The organism is Cupriavidus sp. GW822-FHT02D05 (assembly GCF_058802485.1).
In genome coordinates this window covers 17,765-34,130 of the sequence record NZ_JBXAOE010000047.1, presented here as the reverse complement: position 1 = coordinate 34,130, position 16,366 = coordinate 17,765, and the positions used below count along the sequence as shown (strand labels likewise).

Sequence of the window (16,366 nt, the reverse complement as noted above, 5' to 3'; positions counted from 1 at the left end):
TAGCTCGTCAACGGTCGATTTCGCCGAAGACGATGTCTTGCGTACCGATGATCGTTACCGCATCCGCAATCATGTGGCCCTTGGCCATTTCATCCAGTGCGGCCAGATGGGCAAAGCCCGGGGCACGGATCTTCAGGCGATACGGCTTGTTCGCACCGTCGGAGATGGCATAGATGCCGAACTCGCCCTTCGGGTGCTCCACTGCCGCATAAGTCTCGCCTTCGGGCACGTGAATGCCTTCGGTGAAGAGCTTGAAGTGGTGGATCAGCTCTTCCATGTTCGACTTCATGTCCACGCGCGACGGCGGCGCAACCTTATGGTTGTCGCTCATCACCGGGCCCGGATTGCGGCGCAACCAGTCGATGCACTGCTTGATGATGTTGTTGGACTGGCGCATTTCTTCCACGCGCACCAGGTAGCGGGAGTAGCAATCGCCGCCCACGCCCACCGGCACCTGGAAGTCCATGCGGTCATACACTTCGTAGGGCTGCTTCTTGCGCAGGTCCCACTCGATGCCGGAGCCGCGCAGCATCGGGCCGGTAAAGCCCATCTGCAGTGCACGTTCGGGGCTCACCACGCCGATGCCGACCAGGCGTTGCTTCCAGATCCGGTTGTCCGTCAGCAGCGTTTCGTATTCGTCGACGTACTTCGGGAAGCGGTTGGTGAAGTCCTCGATGAAGTCCAGCAACGAGCCCGAACGCGCTTCGTTCATGGCCTTGATGGCGCGCTCGTTGTGGATCTTCGACGCCTTGTATTGCGGCATCGTGTCCGGCAGGTCGCGGTACACGCCGCCCGGACGGTAGTAGGCCGCGTGCATGCGCGCGCCCGACACCGCCTCGTACATGTCGAACATGTCTTCGCGTTCGCGGAAGGCGTACAGGAACACCGCCATCGCGCCCACGTCGAGCGCGTGCGAGCCGATCCACATCAGGTGGTTCAGCAAGCGCGTGATTTCGTCGAACATCACGCGGATGTACTGCGCGCGGATTGGCACCTCGAGACCCAGCATCTTCTCGATGGCCATCACGTAGGCATGCTCGTTGACCATCATCGACACGTAGTCGAGGCGGTCCATGTACGGCACGCTCTGGATCCAGGTCTTCTGCTCGGCCAGCTTTTCGGTGGCACGGTGCAGCAGGCCGATATGGGGGTCGGCGCGCTGGATGACTTCGCCGTCCAGCTCCAGCACAAGGCGCAGCACGCCGTGTGCCGCAGGGTGCTGCGGGCCGAAGTTAAGGGTGTAATTCTTGATGTCTGCCATTGCGCGTTCTCAGTGCTGCAAGCCGCCGTAATTCTCTTCGCGGATCACGCGGGGCGTGACCTCGCGCGGCTCGATCGTGACGGGCTGATAGATCACCCGCTTTTGCTCGGGGTCGTAGCGCATCTCGACATAGCCCGAGACCGGGAAATCCTTGCGGAACGGGTGGCCGACGAAACCGTAGTCGGTCAGCAGGCGGCGCAGGTCGTTGTGGCCTTCGAACACGATGCCGTAGAAGTCGAACGCTTCGCGCTCGAACCAGTTCGCCGAGTTCCAGACGTCGGTCAGCGAGGGCACCACGGGCACGTCGTCGTCCGGCGCGAACACGCGTACGCGCAGGCGCCAGTTATGCTTGATCGAGATCAGGTGCGTCACGGCCGCGAAACGGGGACCGTCCCAGGCGCCGTCGCCATAGGTGGAATAGTCGACGCCGCACACATCGAGCAGCTGCTCAAAATGCAGTGAGGGATCGTCGCGCAGCATCAGCGCGCTTTCCAGGTAGTCATCGGCCTTGACGATAAGGGTAATCTCGCCTAGCGCCTCCACCAGTTTCTGGATACGCTTGCCCAGTACCTTTTCGAGCGCGGCCTTCAGAGTATCGAGGTTCGACATGTCAGCCCTTGCGCGCGATGGTGTTGGTGCGACGGATCTTGTTCTGCAGCTGGATGATGCCGTAGATCAGCGCTTCCGCCGTCGGGGGGCAGCCAGGCACATAGATATCCACCGGCACGATCCGATCGCAACCACGCACCACTGAATACGAGTAGTGATAGTAGCCACCGCCATTCGCGCAGGAACCCATCGAGATCACCCAACGCGGCTCTGCCATCTGGTCATAGACCTTGCGCAGCGCGGGGGCCATCTTGTTGCACAGCGTGCCGGCCACGATCATCACGTCCGACTGGCGCGGCGACGGGCGGAAAATCACGCCGAAGCGGTCCATGTCGTAGCGCGCGGCGCCAGCATGCATCATTTCCACAGCGCAGCACGCCAGGCCAAAGGTCATCGGCCAGAGCGACCCGGTGCGGGTCCAGTTGATCAGCTTGTCAGCGGTAGTCGTGACGAAGCCTTCATTGAGAACGCCTTCGATTGCCATATCACATCACTCCCAATCGAGCGCGCCCTTTTTCCAGATGTAGACGAAGCCCACGATGAATTCCAGCAGAAACACGCCCATGGCGAAGAAACCCGGCCAGCCGATATCCCGCAGGGCTACACCCCAGGGAAACAGGAAGGCGGTCTCGAGATCGAACAGGATAAAAAGAATAGCGATGAGGTAGTAGCGCACGTCGAACTTCATGCGCGCGTCCTCGAACGCTTCGAAGCCGCACTCGTACGGAGAGAGCTTCGCGGGATCAGGTTTGTTTGGACCGAGAATTCGGCCAATCGACATCAGTGCAATGCCGAGCACGACACCGAAGATGATGAAGATGAGGACGGGGAAGTAGGCTTCGAGATTCAAGGTACGGCCAGCCTTATCTGGAATGTTGTCAACAGCACCAGCGGTAAGCGGCGTCCTGTTGCCCACCCCAAGCGCCATTCCGTAGAAATTACGACGCCGCCTTGCGGACTGGCCGGGGCATACATCCGGGATGGTCTCCGGATGTATGCCCCGATCAAGTTGTTTGGTGCCGACGGCGAGACTCGAACTCGCACAGCTTTCGCCACTACCCCCTCAAGATAGCGTGTCTACCAATTTCACCACGTCGGCTGGGGGAGAAACAATATTGCCTCGCGCCGGGCTTTTCAGGGCCCTGGGTTTTTACACCCTTCGGAACTCTGGCTGGGATACTACTTTATCCTGGCTGGAGCCCCGTCGCTGGGGGATCGTTTCAAGCCTTGTATTCTAACCTAGGATTCTTGTTTTGTTCAATGCACAACAGCAAAAATCTTCAAGAATAAGTCACAAGGCTCGTTGATTATTTCGGTACAGCAGGCGCAGAAGGATTCGAGGCCGCGGCAGCCGATGCAGCAACAGGCGCCGAAGCCCCCGCCACCGCCGGTGCCACCGCGGGCGCGGAACCCATCACGCCCAGCGAAGCTGCCGGCCGGTAGTTGCCCATCAGCGTCAGGCTCAGCGTGCAGATGAAGAACAGCGTCGCCAGCACGGCGGTGGTACGCGACAGGAAGTTGGCCGAGCCAGTGGCGCCGAACAGGCTGCCCGAGGCCCCCGAGCCGAACGCCGCACCGACATCGGCGCCCTTGCCGTGCTGCAGCAGCACCAGGCCAATCACGCCAAGCGCGGACAGTACCTGCGCCACTACCAACAAAGTTTTGAAAATTGCCATTTGGTTCGATTCGCTTGCCTGATCAGACCCTATGAGCGGCCGGCATTCAGGCGTTGCCGATCGCGAGGAAATCGTCCGACTTCAGCGAGGCGCCTCCGATAAGGCCCCCGTCGATGTCGGGCATGGAAAATAGTTCTGCCGCATTGTCCGGCTTCACGCTGCCGCCGTACAACATGGCCATGCGAGCGGCCACGCCTGCGTCGCGCGCCGCCACCTGGGCGCGCAGGAAAGCGTGCACGGCCTGAGCCTGCTCGCTGCTTGCGGTCTTGCCCGTGCCGATCGCCCACACCGGCTCATAGGCCAGCACGATGCGGCCGAGCTGCTCAAGCGACAGGGTCTCGAGCACGGCGCCGAGCTGACGGCCTACCACGGCCTCGGTCTCGCCTGCCTCGCGCTGCGCCAGACTCTCGCCCACACACACCACTGGCACAATGCCGAACTCCAGCGCGCGCACCGCCTTGGCCGCTACCGTGGCATCCGTCTCGCCATGGTAGCTGCGCCGCTCCGAATGCCCCACCAGGGCATACGAAACACCGAACTCAGCCAGCATGGAGGCCGCGACTTCGCCCGTGAAGGCACCGCGCGCCTCGGCGGACACGTCCTGCGCGCCCCAGGCCACCGCGGACCCGGCCAGCAACGCCTGGCACTGCACAAGATACGGGAACGGCGCGCATACTGCCAGGCGCGCGCTTGCGGGCGCTGCCTTGATCGCTTCCAGCAAGGTCACATTGGCAGCCAGGCTGCCGTGCATCTTCCAGTTGCCGATAACGAGCTTTTGTCTCACAGGGCGCCCCTCTCAATCAAACCGGCTATTGTAGCGCGGGCCAGGGCCCTACGCCACAGAAGGGCCCCGAAATCGGCCTGGGGCGCGAGGCGCCGGCCGCACCCGGCCGCATTCGGCCATCAGCCCGCTACCAGCAGCATTACCAGGTCAGGACGATCTTGCCGATGTGCTCGCTGGACTCCATCAGCCGATGCGCATCGGCGGCCTGGGCGGCCGGGAAGGTCTGGTGGATCACCGGCTTGATCTTGCCCGTGGCCAGCAGCGGCCACACGTGCTGGTGCAACGCCTGCGCGATCTCGCCCTTGAACGCCACCGGGCGGGGACGCAGCGTGGAGCCCGTCACGGTGATACGGCGGCGCAGGATATCGCCCAGCGGGATCTCGGCCTTGGCGCCGCCCAGCAGCGCGATGATCACAATGCGGCCATCGTCCGCGACGCAGGACAGCTCGCGCGCCAGATACGGGCCGGCCACCATGTCGAGGATGACATCTGCGCCACGGCCACCGGTCAGGGCCTTAACTTCGGCGACAAAGTCCTCGGTCTTGTAGTTGATGGCACGGTCGGCGCCCAGCTCCTCGCAGGCACGGCACTTGTCGGCGCTGCCGGCGGTGACGAAGACTTTGTGGCCCAGGGCCTTGGCGATCTGGATGGCGGTCGTGCCGATGCCGCTCGAGCCGCCCTGGATCAGCAGGGTCTCGTCCTTGCCCAGCGGGCCGCGGCCCAGGTAGCCGCGATCGAATACGTTGCTCCACACGGTGAAGAACGTCTCCGGCAATGCGGCCGCCTCGACATCCGACAGGCCCGCCGGCACCGGCAGGCATTGCGCCGCGGGGGCCACGCACAACTCGGCGTAACCGCCGCCCTGCACCAGCGCGCACACGCGATCGCCCAGCTTCAGGCCGAAGCGGTTGTCGGAGTGCGCCAGGTCACCGCCGGCCACCACGCCGGCCACTTCCAGCCCCGGCAGGTCGGACGCGCCGGGTGGCACCGGGTAGTTGCCGGTACGCTGGAATACGTCGGGACGGTTGACGCCGGCCGCGGCCACGCGGATCAGGATCTCGCCGGCCTTGGGCACCGGGTCTGGGCGTTGCGCCAGTTGCAGGACTTCGGGGGCGCCGTACTCGCGGATTTCGATGGCTTGCATTGCTGCTCCTTGCGGTTAGGGACCTCGCGCATGCGGCGGGCTCGCGCACGCAGGGCGGGGGAATCAATCTGGGCACCCGCCATGCAGCGGGCCGAACAGCCGGGCCGCATGGGGTGGGACTGGCGGGAGTGTAAACAAAAAAGCGGCTGGACATCGCCAGCCGCTTTTTCTGCTACGGGTACCGTCGTTCTACCGGCACCGTAAAACGCTTACTGCTGCTGCTGATCAGCCGAAGGCGTCGTCGGCGCTGCCGGGGCAGCCGGAGCAGCCGGAGCAGCCGGTGCCTCGCTGGTGTTGGCGATCGGGCTGATGCTGCCGCCCTCTTCGGCCAGCGCGGCCTTCAGGGACAGGCGCAGGCGGCCCTTCTCGTCAGCCTGGATCAGCTTGACGCGCACGTGTTGGCCTTCCTTGAGCCAGTCCTTGATGTCCTTGACGCGTTCGTTGACGATCTCGGAGATATGCAGCAGGCCATCCTTGCCCGGCAGGATGTTGACGATGGCGCCAAAGTCCAACAGCTTGAGCACGGTGCCGGCGTAGATCTTGCCTACTTCGGCTTCCGCGGTGATGCCTTCGATGCGGCGCTTGGCTTCGGCCATGCCTTCGGTCGAGGTCGAGGCGATGGTGATGGTGCCGTCTTCCTGGATGTCGATGGTGGTGCCGGTTTCCTTCGTCAGGGCCTGGATGGTCGAGCCGCCCTTGCCGATCACTTCGCGGATCTTGTCCGGATGAATCTTCATGGTGATCATGCGCGGTGCGTGCTCCGACAGCTCGGTGCGCGCATGGCCCATCGCGTCCTGCATCTTGCCCAGGATATGCAGGCGGCCTTCCTTGGCTTGCGCCAGCGCGACCTGCATGATTTCCTTGGTGATGCCCTGGACCTTGATGTCCATCTGCAGCGCGGTGATGCCGGTGTCGGTACCCGCGACCTTGAAGTCCATGTCGCCGAGGTGGTCCTCGTCGCCCAGGATGTCGGTCAGCACGGCGAACTTGTTGCCTTCCAGGATCAGGCCCATGGCCACGCCGGCCACGTGCGCCTTGATCGGAACGCCTGCGTCCATCAGTGCCAGGCAGCCACCGCACACCGATGCCATCGACGACGAGCCGTTGGATTCGGTGATTTCGGACACCAGGCGGATGGTGTAGGCGAATTCGTCATCCTTCGGCAGGACCGGGATCAGCGCGCGCTTGGCCAGGCGGCCGTGACCGATTTCGCGGCGCTTGGGGCTGCCCACGCGGCCGGTTTCGCCGGTGGCGAACGGAGGCATGTTGTAGTGGAGCATGAAGCGGTCGCGGTATTCGCCGGCGAGCGCGTCGATGATCTGCTCATCGCCCTTGGTGCCCAGCGTGGCAACCACCAGCGCCTGGGTTTCGCCACGGGTGAAGATGGCCGAGCCGTGAGCGCGCGGCAGCACCGACGAGCGGATCTCGATCGGGCGCACGGTGCGGGTGTCGCGGCCATCGATGCGCGGCTCGCCCGACAGCACCTGGCTGCGCACGATCTTGGCTTCGATGTCGAACAGCACGTTGCCCACTTCGACCTTGTCGGCTTCCACGCCGGCTTCGGCCAGCTTGGCCGCAACAGTGGCGTAGACTTCCTTGAGCTTTTGGCTGCGAGCCGACTTCTGGCGCAGCTGGTAGACGTCCTGCAGCAGCGGCAGGGCGATCTCGCCGACCTTGGCGATCAGCGCTTCGTTCTTCGGTGCCGCGGTCCAGTCCCACTCCGGCTTGCCGCCGTCGCGCACCAGGTCATGGATGGCATTGATGGCCGTCTGCATCTGCTCGTGGCCGTAGACCACGGCGCCCAGCATCACCTCTTCCGACAGTTGGCGGGCTTCCGATTCCACCATCAGTACGGCGCGCTCGGTACCGGCAACCACCAGGTCCAGTTCCGAAGCGGCGATCTGCGAACGGGTCGGGTTCAGCAGGTACTGGCCGTCCTTGTAGCCAACGCGCGCTGCGCCGACCGGGCCGCTGAACGGAATGCCCGACACTGCCAGGGCAGCCGAGGCGCCGATCAGGGCGGGGATGTCAGCCGGGACTTCCGGATTCAGCGACAGCACGTGGATGACCACTTGCACTTCGTTGTAGAAGCCTTCCGGGAACAGCGGGCGCAGCGGGCGGTCGATCAGGCGCGAGGTCAGCGTCTCGTTTTCCGACGGACGGCCTTCACGCTTGAAGAAGCCACCGGGGATCTTGCCGGCAGCGTAGGTCTTCTCGATGTAGTCGACGGTCAGCGGGAAGAAATCCTGGCCGGCCTTGGGCGACTTGGCAGCGACAACGGTGGCGAGCACCACGGTGTCCTCAATGTCGACGATCACGGCACCGCCAGCCTGGCGGGCAACCTCGCCGGTTTCCAGGCGCACCTTGTGCTGGCCCCACTGGAATTCCTTGACGATCTTGTTGAACATGGTCATGAGCGTTCCTTTTGTTCGTGCTTGCACGCTTGTGCAACGCCCGCGTTAGCAGCCGCGGGCGAACTGCCGGATCAGCGTCGGCCTCAGTCACAGGGAAGTGCTATGCCATTCCAGCGCGATACCTGATAGCTGGTAGCTGGTACGTGGCATCTGCCTGGGCAGATACCGCGCTGGAATGACACAAAGCCCCGCTTCCTTGCCCGACTCCGGTATGGATTAACAGTAAAAAAGCTAAAAAAAGCTAAAGAACACAGTAACTTACTCCGTTGCACGTCTTGGCGCAACGTGTGCCAGCCCCCGGGGCCATGGCACCATCAAGTAGAGCAAAAATCACTTGCAGCAATGCTGGACATCGACAGGACAGCGACCGAACAAGGGCCGGACCTGCGGCATTTCATCCGCAAAAACAAAATGCCTGCATCAGCGAGGCTGACGCAGGCATTAGTGGCTCACGCGAAGGCGTGCAGTGCATCCATTCGTGCTGCCATCCGGACGATCCTGGCTGCTTACTTACGCAGGCCGAGCTTCTCGATCAGCGAACGATAACGGTCGGCATCGTTGGCCTTGAGGTAGTCCAGCAGGCGACGACGACGGCTCACCATGCGCAGCAGACCGCGGCGGCTGTGGTGATCCTTCATGTTGGCCTTGAAGTGGGGGGTCAGTTCGTTGATGCGGGTGGTCAGCAAAGCGACCTGGACTTCGGGGCTACCCGTGTCGTTGGCGGCACGTGCGAACTGCTTGATGACTTCGGTTTTGCTGCTGATTTGGGCTTCTGCCATGGTGATTTCCTTTTCACTTGCGAACGCTACAGCACGAAATGTGCCGCATGCGTCGTGCCTTGTGCGTGTCCTACATACAGGCAACTGTCTCGCCGGACCGGTTTTTGACAACCGGCTGGCTATGACAGCGGGCGATTATAACGGAAAACGGGCTAGCGATGGCGTTTGCGGCAACGCAGGCCTGGAACCGCTAGAACCGTTCCATCTTGCAGGTCGTGGGCAACATGGTCTGCGCCGACTTTAGCTTCCTCACCGTGCGAAAGCCATATCCCGACCCCTCATTGTCAAAGCGCACATCGCCACCCTGCTTCTCCATCACCGACACGTAGAGCGGCTGCAGCACCTGGTGGTCGTCGGCGCGGATCGTCGCATCATGGAAGTTGTTGACGTAGCGCATGCCCTCCAGCGCACGCGCCACCTTGACGGCGTCGGTCGAACCCGCCTGCTCGATGGCCCGGGCGAGCATCTCCACCATCATCTGCATGCGCAGGTGAACGTAGTCGTCCTTGGGCTCAGGGTAACGGGCACGGAACGCCTGGTAGAACGCGTCGGAAGCCGCGCCGCCCACGTTGGGGTGCCACTCCGCCACCGCAAGCACGCGCCCTACCCCGGCGTCTCCCATGGCCGCCGGCGCGCCCAGCCCGTTGCCGTAGAAGGTGTAGAACTTGGCATTCAGCCCGCCCTCGCGCGCGGCCTTGATCATCAGGGTAAGGTCGTTGCCCCAGTTGCCCGTGATCACCGCATCCGCGCCGCTGGCCTTGATCTTGGCGATATACGGGGCGAAGTCCTTGATCTTGCCGATCGGGTGGAACTCATCGCCCACGATGCGCAGCTCGGGCCGTTTGGCCGCCAGCATCTCCCGTGCCGAACGCGACACCTGATGCCCGAAACTGTAGTCCTGGTCGATCAGGTAGACGCGCCGCACGCCGGCATCGGCACGGATGACTTCGGTCAGGGCCTGCATGCGCATGTCGGCGCTGGCATCGAAGCGGAAGTGCCAGAAGCTGCACCCCTCATTAGTCAGTGTGGGATCGACCGCCGAGTAATTCAGGAAGAGCACGCGGGCATCGGGCTGCCGGCTGTTATGGCGGTTGATCGCGCTGACCAGCGCGCCAGCCACCGCTGAGCTGTTGCCTTGCAGGACAAAGGGAATCCGCTTGTCCACCAGCCCGCGCAACTGGATCAGGCTCTCGTCGACATTGCCCTTGCTATCGAAGGTAACCAGCTCGAGGGGCCGCGCGCCTTCCGCGGTCTTGACGCCACCGCGCGCATTGACGCGGTCGATGGCGATCCGCAGGTTGCGCACCACCGCGTCGCCCGCGTTGGCAAAGGGGCCGGACAACCCTTCGATCATGCCGAGACGGATCGGCTCCTGCGCGCCGGCGCTCGCCGCCACCGCCAGCAAACAGCCCGCCAGCCATCGTTTAGCCCACATCGAGTGATCTCCCGCCAAAGCGCTGCATGGTAAGCCAGTGGCCCAGCCTAGGCAAATCGGATCGCATTCGCGGCAAAACGGGAATTTGGGCGAGGATGGCGGCGCCATGGCGGCGCTTACCCTCAAAAAGCCGGCACGTGCCACATGAGGCGCACACAACTTTTGCGCGCCGCTACACTCTTAGTCCATATCATCACGAATTTTAATAAGAGGACTGCCATGAACGCCTCATCGTCGCGCCGTGCCGCCCAGTGGCTCGTGCTAGCAGCAGCGGCAGCCGTCCTGCCGGCCTGCTCGGTGCTGCAACCGGTCAAAGCCGGCCAGGACATGGTGGGCGCGCCAGAAGCCGCCGTACAAGCCCAGTTCGGCATGCCAACCGATACCTACCAGCTAGCCGACGGCACACAGCGCTGGATCTACTCCAAGCAACCCTTCGGGCAACAATCCTACGCAGCAGACTTCGACAGCAGCGGCCATCTGACCATGTTCCGGCAGATGTTGCAGACCAACGAACTCTACAAGGCGAAAGTCGATGTGTGGACCAAGCTGGACGTGGAGCAACACTTTGGCAAGCCGCGCGAGCCCAGGCAGTATTACCCGCTGATGAAGCGCGAAGTGTGGTCCTACCGCTTCAAGCATGAGGACAACTGGCCGTCGATGTTCAATTTCTATTTCGACGACGGCGGCGTGCTGCGCCAGACCCAGATCACGCCAGACCCGCTCGCGGATGGGCCCGGCCGACGCCGCTGAGAGCGGGAAAATGCAAAAAGCCCGCCATCATCCTCATGGGAATGCGGCGGGCCGATTCAAGCCCCGCGGCCGGGTAGGCCGCGGGCTTACCGGTCAGATCGGGATCAGATCTGCGGGTTGATCTTCTGCACGGCCTTGTCGTGCAGTTTATTCAGCGCGGCCAGGTAGGCCTTGGCCGAGGCGGCCACGATATCGGGATCGGTGCCCACGCCGTTGACGATGCGCCCGCCCTTGGACAACCGCACCGTGACTTCGCCCTGTGCCTGCGTGCCGGCAGTGATGGCATTGACCGAATACAGCACCAGCTCGGCGCCGCTGGCGACCTTGCCTTCGATGGCGTGGAGCGTGGCATCGACCGGGCCATTGCCCTCGCCTTCGCCCGTCACCTCATTGCCGTCCATATTGAACACCACGCGCGCATGCGGGCGCTCGCCGGTCTCGGAGTGCTGCGACAGCGAGATAAAGCGGAAGTGCTCGTTGACGTCGTGCGCCTCGTCGGAAACGATGGCCATGATGTCTTCGTCGAAGATCTCGGACTTCTGGTCGGCCAGTTCCTTGAAGCGGGTGAACGCGGCATTGACCTCACCCTCGCTCTCCAGCTCGATGCCGAGTTCCTGCAGGCGTTGCTTGAAGGCGTTGCGGCCCGAGAGCTTGCCCAGCACGATCTTGTTGGCGGTCCAGCCCACGTCTTCCGCGCGCATGATCTCGTAGGTATCGCGCGCCTTCAGCACGCCATCCTGGTGGATGCCCGAAGCATGTGCGAAGGCGTTGGCACCCACCACGGCCTTGTTGGGCTGCACCACGAAGCCGGTGATCTGCGACACCAGCTTGGAAGCCGGCACGATCTGCGTGGTATCCACGCCGACGTCCATGTCGAAGTAGTCGCGGCGCGTCTTGACCGCCATCACGACTTCTTCCAGGCTGGTATTGCCGGCACGCTCACCGAGGCCGTTGATGGTGCACTCGACCTGGCGCGCACCGCCGAGCTTGACCGCCGCCAGCGAATTGGCCACGGCCATGCCGAGGTCGTTGTGGCAGTGCACGGACCAGATGGCCTTGTCGGAATTGGGGATGCGTTCGCGCACCGAGCGAATCAGGCCCGCGTAGCCTTCCGGCACGGCATAGCCCACCGTGTCCGGCAGGTTGATGGTGGTAGCGCCTTCCTTGATCACGCCTTCCAGCACGCGGCACAGGAAATCCATGTCCGAGCGGCTGCCATCTTCGGGCGAGAATTCGATATCGTCGGTGAACTGGCGCGCAAAGCGCACCGCCTGGATGGCTTGCTCGAAAACCTGGTCCGGCGTCATGCGCAGCTTCTTTTCCATATGCAGCGCCGAGGTGGCGATGAAGGTATGGATGCGGAAGGAGTTGGCCGGCTTGAGCGCCTCCGCGGCGCGGGCGATATCGCGATCGTTGGCGCGGGCCAGCGAGCAGATGGTCGAATCCTTGACGACCTGGGCGATGGAGCGGATCGCTTCGAAGTCGCCGTTGGAGCTGGCGGCAAAGCCCGCTTCGATCACGTCGACCTTCAGGCGCTCCAGCTGGCGCGCGATGCGGATCTTTTCCTCGCGGGTCATGGAGGCGCCGGGCGACTGTTCGCCGTCGCGCAAGGTGGTGTCGAAAATAATGAGTTTGTCGGACATGGTTGGGGCTCCTGGGCTGACTTTTGTATTCGGCGAATCGGGTGGATGCCTCGGCATTCGCCGTTCGTTTTGCTGTACTGCTGTGTTCGTGCTGAATGCAAAACGCCCCGGCGTGCAGTGATGCAGGCCGGGGCGTTTATAAATCCTGTGTGACTTTACGCGAGGGGCTTGGCTTCCCTCAGCGCGAACGCGTCCCGACCTGACGGCCTAGTAGGCCACCTAGAATGGTGCGGGCGAGTAGGGCTTGGCGCGAAATCATGTGAGCGACTATAGCCGAGAAGCCGGGTGTGTGCAATATGGATGCCTCAATCAGGCCAGCATCAGGCCGATAGCCGAAAAACGGGCCAGGGGGCGCCATGCCCCCTGGACGACGGGCGTCAGGCCTTGGGCGGGATGCGCAGCTTCTGGCCGGGGTAGATCTTGTCCGGATTCGTCAACATCGGCTCGTTGGCCTCGAAAATCGCGGTGTACAGCGCGCCGTTGCCGTAGGCCGCCTGGGAGATCGCCCACAGGGTGTCGCCCTTGACCACGGTGTGCCAGGTCGATTCGGTGGAGTCGACATTGACCGACATCTTGTCGTCGACCTTGTCCACACCTTGCACATTGCCGCAGCACAGGATGATCTTCTCGCGGGTGGCCTGGTCCGGCGCCACGCCGAACACCGTCACCAGCCCCTGCGAGCCGTCCACCTGCACCATCAGCCCGGTGGCGTCGAGGTTCATCTGCTTGATGTAGCCTTCGATGGCATCGCCGGCGGCGCGGTTGGCCGCATCGGCATCGGCATCCGCCGCCGGCGCATCGGCCGGAGCCGCCGCGGGCGCGGCTTGCGCTGCGCTGCCGCCAAACAGTTTCTCTCCTGCTTCCTTGATGAAGTCGAGCATGCCCATGAGAACCTCCAGTGATAAGTGGACAACAAGGGGGACTACAGTACAACCGAGGCTACAGTGAACCACGGCAAACGCCGCGGCAATGCGACAGCCTGGAAAACAAATGTAAAAAAAGGCGCCGTAGCGCCTTTTTACCAACCTGCGATCAGGAACGATCGTTCCCGCCGTCCCGCACCTTGCGGATTTCGGCCGGCTTGCCGTGCAGCGCATGCCAGCCCCACAGCAGGTAGCCGGAGATGGCGTAGGCCACGAACAGGCCGAACAACGCCACCGGCGGATCCGTCGAGACCACCACGAACAAGACCAGCACCAGCACCATCATGCCGAAGGGCACGCGATAGCGCACGTCGAGCGCCTTGCCGCTATAGAACGGCGCATTGGAGACCATCGACAGCCCGGCGTACAGCGTGATGCCGAACGCCACCCACGGCATCCACAGGTCCTTGACCGGCAGCTTGTTGTCGATCACCAGCCAGACAAAGCCTGCCACCAGCGCCGCCGCCGCCGGGCTGGGCAACCCCTGGAAGAAGCGCTTGTCGACCACGCCGATGTTGGCATTGAAGCGCGCCAGGCGCAGCGCGGCACAGGTGCAATAGACAAAGGCGGCAATCCAGCCCCACTTGCCCAGGTCGTGCAGGATCCACTCATACATCACCAGCGCCGGCGCCACACCGAACGAGGTCATGTCCGACAACGAATCGTATTGCTCGCCAAACGCGCTCTGCGTATTGGTGATGCGTGCGACGCGCCCATCCATGCCGTCCAGCACCATCGCGGCGAAGATGGCGATGGCCGCGCTGTCAAAGCGCATGTTCATGGCCTGCACGATGGCAAAGAAGCCGGCGAACAGCGCCGCGGTGGTGAACGCGTTGGGCAGCAGGTAAATGCCGCGACGGCGCGGGCGCACGTACTCGATGTCGTGATCGTCCCCGGCCTCGTCGTCGAAATTGTCGGACTCGTTGCCACGCAGCTGGTTGTGGCGGAAAGGACGCAAGTTGGTCACGTTGCTATTGGTAACGCGCTTATTGCGTCGGTTGAAAGCACCCATGCCTGTTCTCCAGTGGGTCTGATCTGTTCCGGCGTCGCCGGATTAATCCAGCTCAGCCAGGATGGTCGACGAGGCCGACACCTTCTCGCCGATGGTCACGCGCGGGCGCGCATCCACCGGCAGGTAGACGTCGACGCGCGAGCCAAAGCGGATGAAGCCATAGCGCTGGCCGCGCGACAGCGTCTCGCCGACGCGGGTATAGCAGAGGATGCGGCGGGCCACCAGGCCGGCCACCTGTACCAAGGTCACCACCTTGCCGTCTGCGGCACGGCGGATGACCACGGCGTTGCGTTCGTTCTCGAGCGAAGCCTTGTCGAGGTCGGCGTTGACGAACTTGCCGGGGAAATACTCGACCTTCTCGACCTTGCCGTCCACGGACACCCGGTTGGAGTGTACGTTGAACACGTTCATGAAGACGCTGATCTTCAGCGCCTCGCGGCCCGCGTACGGGTCCATGGTCTTCTCGACCACCACGATGCGGCCATCGGCGGGCGCCAGGACGGCGTTCGGCTGGGTGGGAATGGACCGCGGCGGATCACGGAAAAACTGCAGCACGAACAGTGTAATGATCCACAGCGGCAAGGCCCACCAGAAGCCGGCGCTGACCTGCACCAGCAGCGAGATGACAAAGGCGCCAGCCAGGAACGGCCAGCCTTCACGGGCAATCAGCGGATGAGGATAGTTCATGCAATGCTTACTTGGTGGATAAAGTCTGACAAGGATAACAAAAAGCCGTTCAGTCCCCGCCTGAATAACCCCTCGAGAGGGGGAAATGTGCGGATGACTGAACGGCTGCGGCCCGCGCCGTCAGTAGCGGCGGGCCGTCGGGCTGTAGTACAGCTTAGTTCTTCGACTGGTCGACCAGCTTGTTCTTTGCGATCCAGGGCATCATCGCGCGCAGCTTGGCACCCACTTCTTCGATCTGGTGCTCAGCGGTCAGGCGGCGGCGCGAGATCAGGGTCGGGGCGCCGGCCTTGTTCTCGAGCAAGAAGCTCTTGGCGTACTCGCCGGTCTGGATGTCGGTCAGGCATTGCTTCATGGCCTTCTTGGTCTCCTCGGTCACGACGCGCGGGCCGGTGACGTATTCGCCGTATTCGGCGTTGTTGGAGATCGAGTAGTTCATGTTGGCGATGCCGCCTTCATAGATCAGGTCGACGATCAGCTTGAGTTCGTGCAGGCATTCGAAGTAAGCCATTTCCGGCGCGTAGCCAGCTTCCACCAGCGTTTCGAAGCCAGCCTTGATCAGCTCGACGGTACCGCCGCACAGCACGGCTTGCTCGCCGAACAGGTCGGTTTCGGTTTCTTCGCGGAAGTTGGTTTCGATGATGCCGGCGCGGCCGCCGCCGTTGGCGGTAGCGTACGACAGGGCGATGTCACGGGCGGCGCCGGACTTGTCCTGGTGCACGGCGATCAGGTGGGGCACGCCGCCGCCTTGGGCGTAGGTCGAGCGCACGGTGTGGCCCGGCGCCTTCGGGGCGATCATGATGACGTCGAGGTCGGCGCGCGGGATCACGGCACCGTAGTGCACGTTGAAGCCGTGGGCGAAGGCCAGTGCGGCGCCTTGCTTGATGTTGTCGTGCACTTCGTTCTTGTACACGTCGGCGATCTGCTCGTCCGGCAGCAGGATCATGACCACGTCGGCGTCCTTGACGGCGTCAGCCACTTCCTTGACCTGCAGGCCGGCATTGACTGCCTTGTTCCACGATGCGCCGCTCTTGCGCAGGCCAACGGTGACCTTGACGCCGGAGTCGTTCAGGTTTTGCGCGTGGGCGTGGCCTTGCGAGCCGTAGCCGATGATGGTGACGTTCTTGCCCTTGATCAGGGAGAGGTCGGCGTCCTTGTCGTAAAACACTTTCATGATGGTTCCTTCAGTCTTTCGTTTTCGTGTGTCGGGTTGGCGGCCACCGCCCGGCTAATGCCGGCACCGGCGCCGCCC

At 63.1% G+C, this 16,366-nt stretch carries 16 protein-coding genes and 1 tRNA gene; 1 reads left to right on the top strand and 16 read right to left on the bottom strand.

Features of this window, described 5'->3' with window-relative positions:
* Window positions 1-7: 7 nt before the first annotated feature.
* The 11 genes from AC1RQK_RS37655 to AC1RQK_RS37605 all read right to left on the bottom strand — a co-directional run bounded on the left by AC1RQK_RS37655 (window position 8) and on the right by AC1RQK_RS37605 (window position 10,102).
* The gene (locus tag AC1RQK_RS37655; RefSeq protein ID WP_006156835.1) at window positions 8-1,261 is read right to left on the bottom strand and encodes an NADH-quinone oxidoreductase subunit D; all 1,254 of its coding nucleotides are present in this window, start codon (window positions 1,259-1,261) and stop codon (window positions 8-10) included.
* 9 nt (window positions 1,262-1,270) lie between these two features.
* Entirely contained in the window at window positions 1,271-1,870 is a 600-nt protein-coding gene (locus AC1RQK_RS37650) for an NADH-quinone oxidoreductase subunit C (RefSeq protein WP_174426495.1), read from the bottom strand.
* A 1-nt stretch (window position 1,871) separates the two neighbouring features.
* Window positions 1,872-2,354: a NuoB/complex I 20 kDa subunit family protein gene (locus AC1RQK_RS37645; protein WP_006156837.1), complete on the bottom strand. Its 483-nt coding sequence runs from the start codon at window positions 2,352-2,354 to the stop codon at window positions 1,872-1,874.
* A 6-nt stretch (window positions 2,355-2,360) separates the two neighbouring features.
* A complete protein-coding gene (locus AC1RQK_RS37640) occupies window positions 2,361-2,720 on the bottom strand; it encodes an NADH-quinone oxidoreductase subunit A (protein WP_006156838.1) in 360 nt (119 codons plus the stop codon).
* A gap of 164 nt (window positions 2,721-2,884) precedes the next feature.
* Window positions 2,885-2,969 (bottom strand) — tRNA-Leu (locus AC1RQK_RS37635).
* Window positions 2,970-3,177: 208 nt separating this feature from the next.
* Window positions 3,178-3,546: a preprotein translocase subunit SecG gene (secG, locus tag AC1RQK_RS37630; RefSeq protein ID WP_492814555.1), complete on the bottom strand. Its 369-nt coding sequence runs from the start codon at window positions 3,544-3,546 to the stop codon at window positions 3,178-3,180.
* Window positions 3,547-3,592: 46 nt separating this feature from the next.
* Window positions 3,593-4,330, bottom strand: a complete 738-nt coding sequence (gene tpiA, locus AC1RQK_RS37625) for a triose-phosphate isomerase (RefSeq protein ID WP_492814553.1) — start codon at window positions 4,328-4,330, stop codon at window positions 3,593-3,595.
* Between the two features lie 139 nt (window positions 4,331-4,469).
* The gene (locus tag AC1RQK_RS37620) at window positions 4,470-5,474 is read right to left on the bottom strand and encodes an NAD(P)H-quinone oxidoreductase (RefSeq protein WP_492814551.1); all 1,005 of its coding nucleotides are present in this window, start codon (window positions 5,472-5,474) and stop codon (window positions 4,470-4,472) included.
* A 209-nt stretch (window positions 5,475-5,683) separates the two neighbouring features.
* Window positions 5,684-7,888: a polyribonucleotide nucleotidyltransferase gene (pnp, locus tag AC1RQK_RS37615; protein ID WP_043344729.1), complete on the bottom strand. Its 2,205-nt coding sequence runs from the start codon at window positions 7,886-7,888 to the stop codon at window positions 5,684-5,686.
* Window positions 7,889-8,394: 506 nt separating this feature from the next.
* Window positions 8,395-8,667, bottom strand: a complete 273-nt coding sequence (gene rpsO / locus AC1RQK_RS37610) for a 30S ribosomal protein S15 (RefSeq protein WP_006156843.1) — start codon at window positions 8,665-8,667, stop codon at window positions 8,395-8,397.
* 190 nt (window positions 8,668-8,857) lie between these two features.
* Window positions 8,858-10,102, bottom strand: a complete 1,245-nt coding sequence (locus tag AC1RQK_RS37605; protein ID WP_492814548.1) for a branched-chain amino acid ABC transporter substrate-binding protein — start codon at window positions 10,100-10,102, stop codon at window positions 8,858-8,860.
* A 219-nt stretch (window positions 10,103-10,321) separates the two neighbouring features.
* Between AC1RQK_RS37605 and AC1RQK_RS37600 the strand changes: the two genes are divergently transcribed.
* Entirely contained in the window at window positions 10,322-10,852 is a 531-nt protein-coding gene (locus AC1RQK_RS37600) for a hypothetical protein (protein ID WP_492375507.1), read from the top strand.
* Between the two features lie 104 nt (window positions 10,853-10,956).
* On the opposite strand, the gene AC1RQK_RS37595 is transcribed toward AC1RQK_RS37600, so the two are convergent.
* From AC1RQK_RS37595 to ilvC, 5 genes are all read right to left on the bottom strand, one after another.
* Window positions 10,957-12,495, bottom strand: a complete 1,539-nt coding sequence (locus AC1RQK_RS37595; protein ID WP_150983739.1) for a 2-isopropylmalate synthase — start codon at window positions 12,493-12,495, stop codon at window positions 10,957-10,959.
* A 377-nt stretch (window positions 12,496-12,872) separates the two neighbouring features.
* Complete coding sequence (lysM, locus tag AC1RQK_RS37590) at window positions 12,873-13,382, bottom strand: peptidoglycan-binding protein LysM (RefSeq protein WP_492375508.1); 510 nt, start codon at window positions 13,380-13,382, stop codon at window positions 12,873-12,875.
* Between the two features lie 145 nt (window positions 13,383-13,527).
* Window positions 13,528-14,430 carry a CDP-diacylglycerol--serine O-phosphatidyltransferase gene (pssA, locus tag AC1RQK_RS37585; protein ID WP_492375509.1) on the bottom strand — a complete coding sequence of 301 codons (903 nt, stop codon included), beginning with the start codon at window positions 14,428-14,430 and terminating at the stop codon, window positions 13,528-13,530.
* 42 nt (window positions 14,431-14,472) lie between these two features.
* The gene (locus AC1RQK_RS37580) at window positions 14,473-15,117 is read right to left on the bottom strand and encodes a phosphatidylserine decarboxylase (RefSeq protein ID WP_174426505.1); all 645 of its coding nucleotides are present in this window, start codon (window positions 15,115-15,117) and stop codon (window positions 14,473-14,475) included.
* 154 nt (window positions 15,118-15,271) lie between these two features.
* Window positions 15,272-16,288, bottom strand: coding sequence for a ketol-acid reductoisomerase (gene ilvC / locus AC1RQK_RS37575; RefSeq protein WP_043344720.1), 1,017 nt, complete (start codon window positions 16,286-16,288; stop codon window positions 15,272-15,274).
* Window positions 16,289-16,366: the final 78 nt, after the last annotated feature.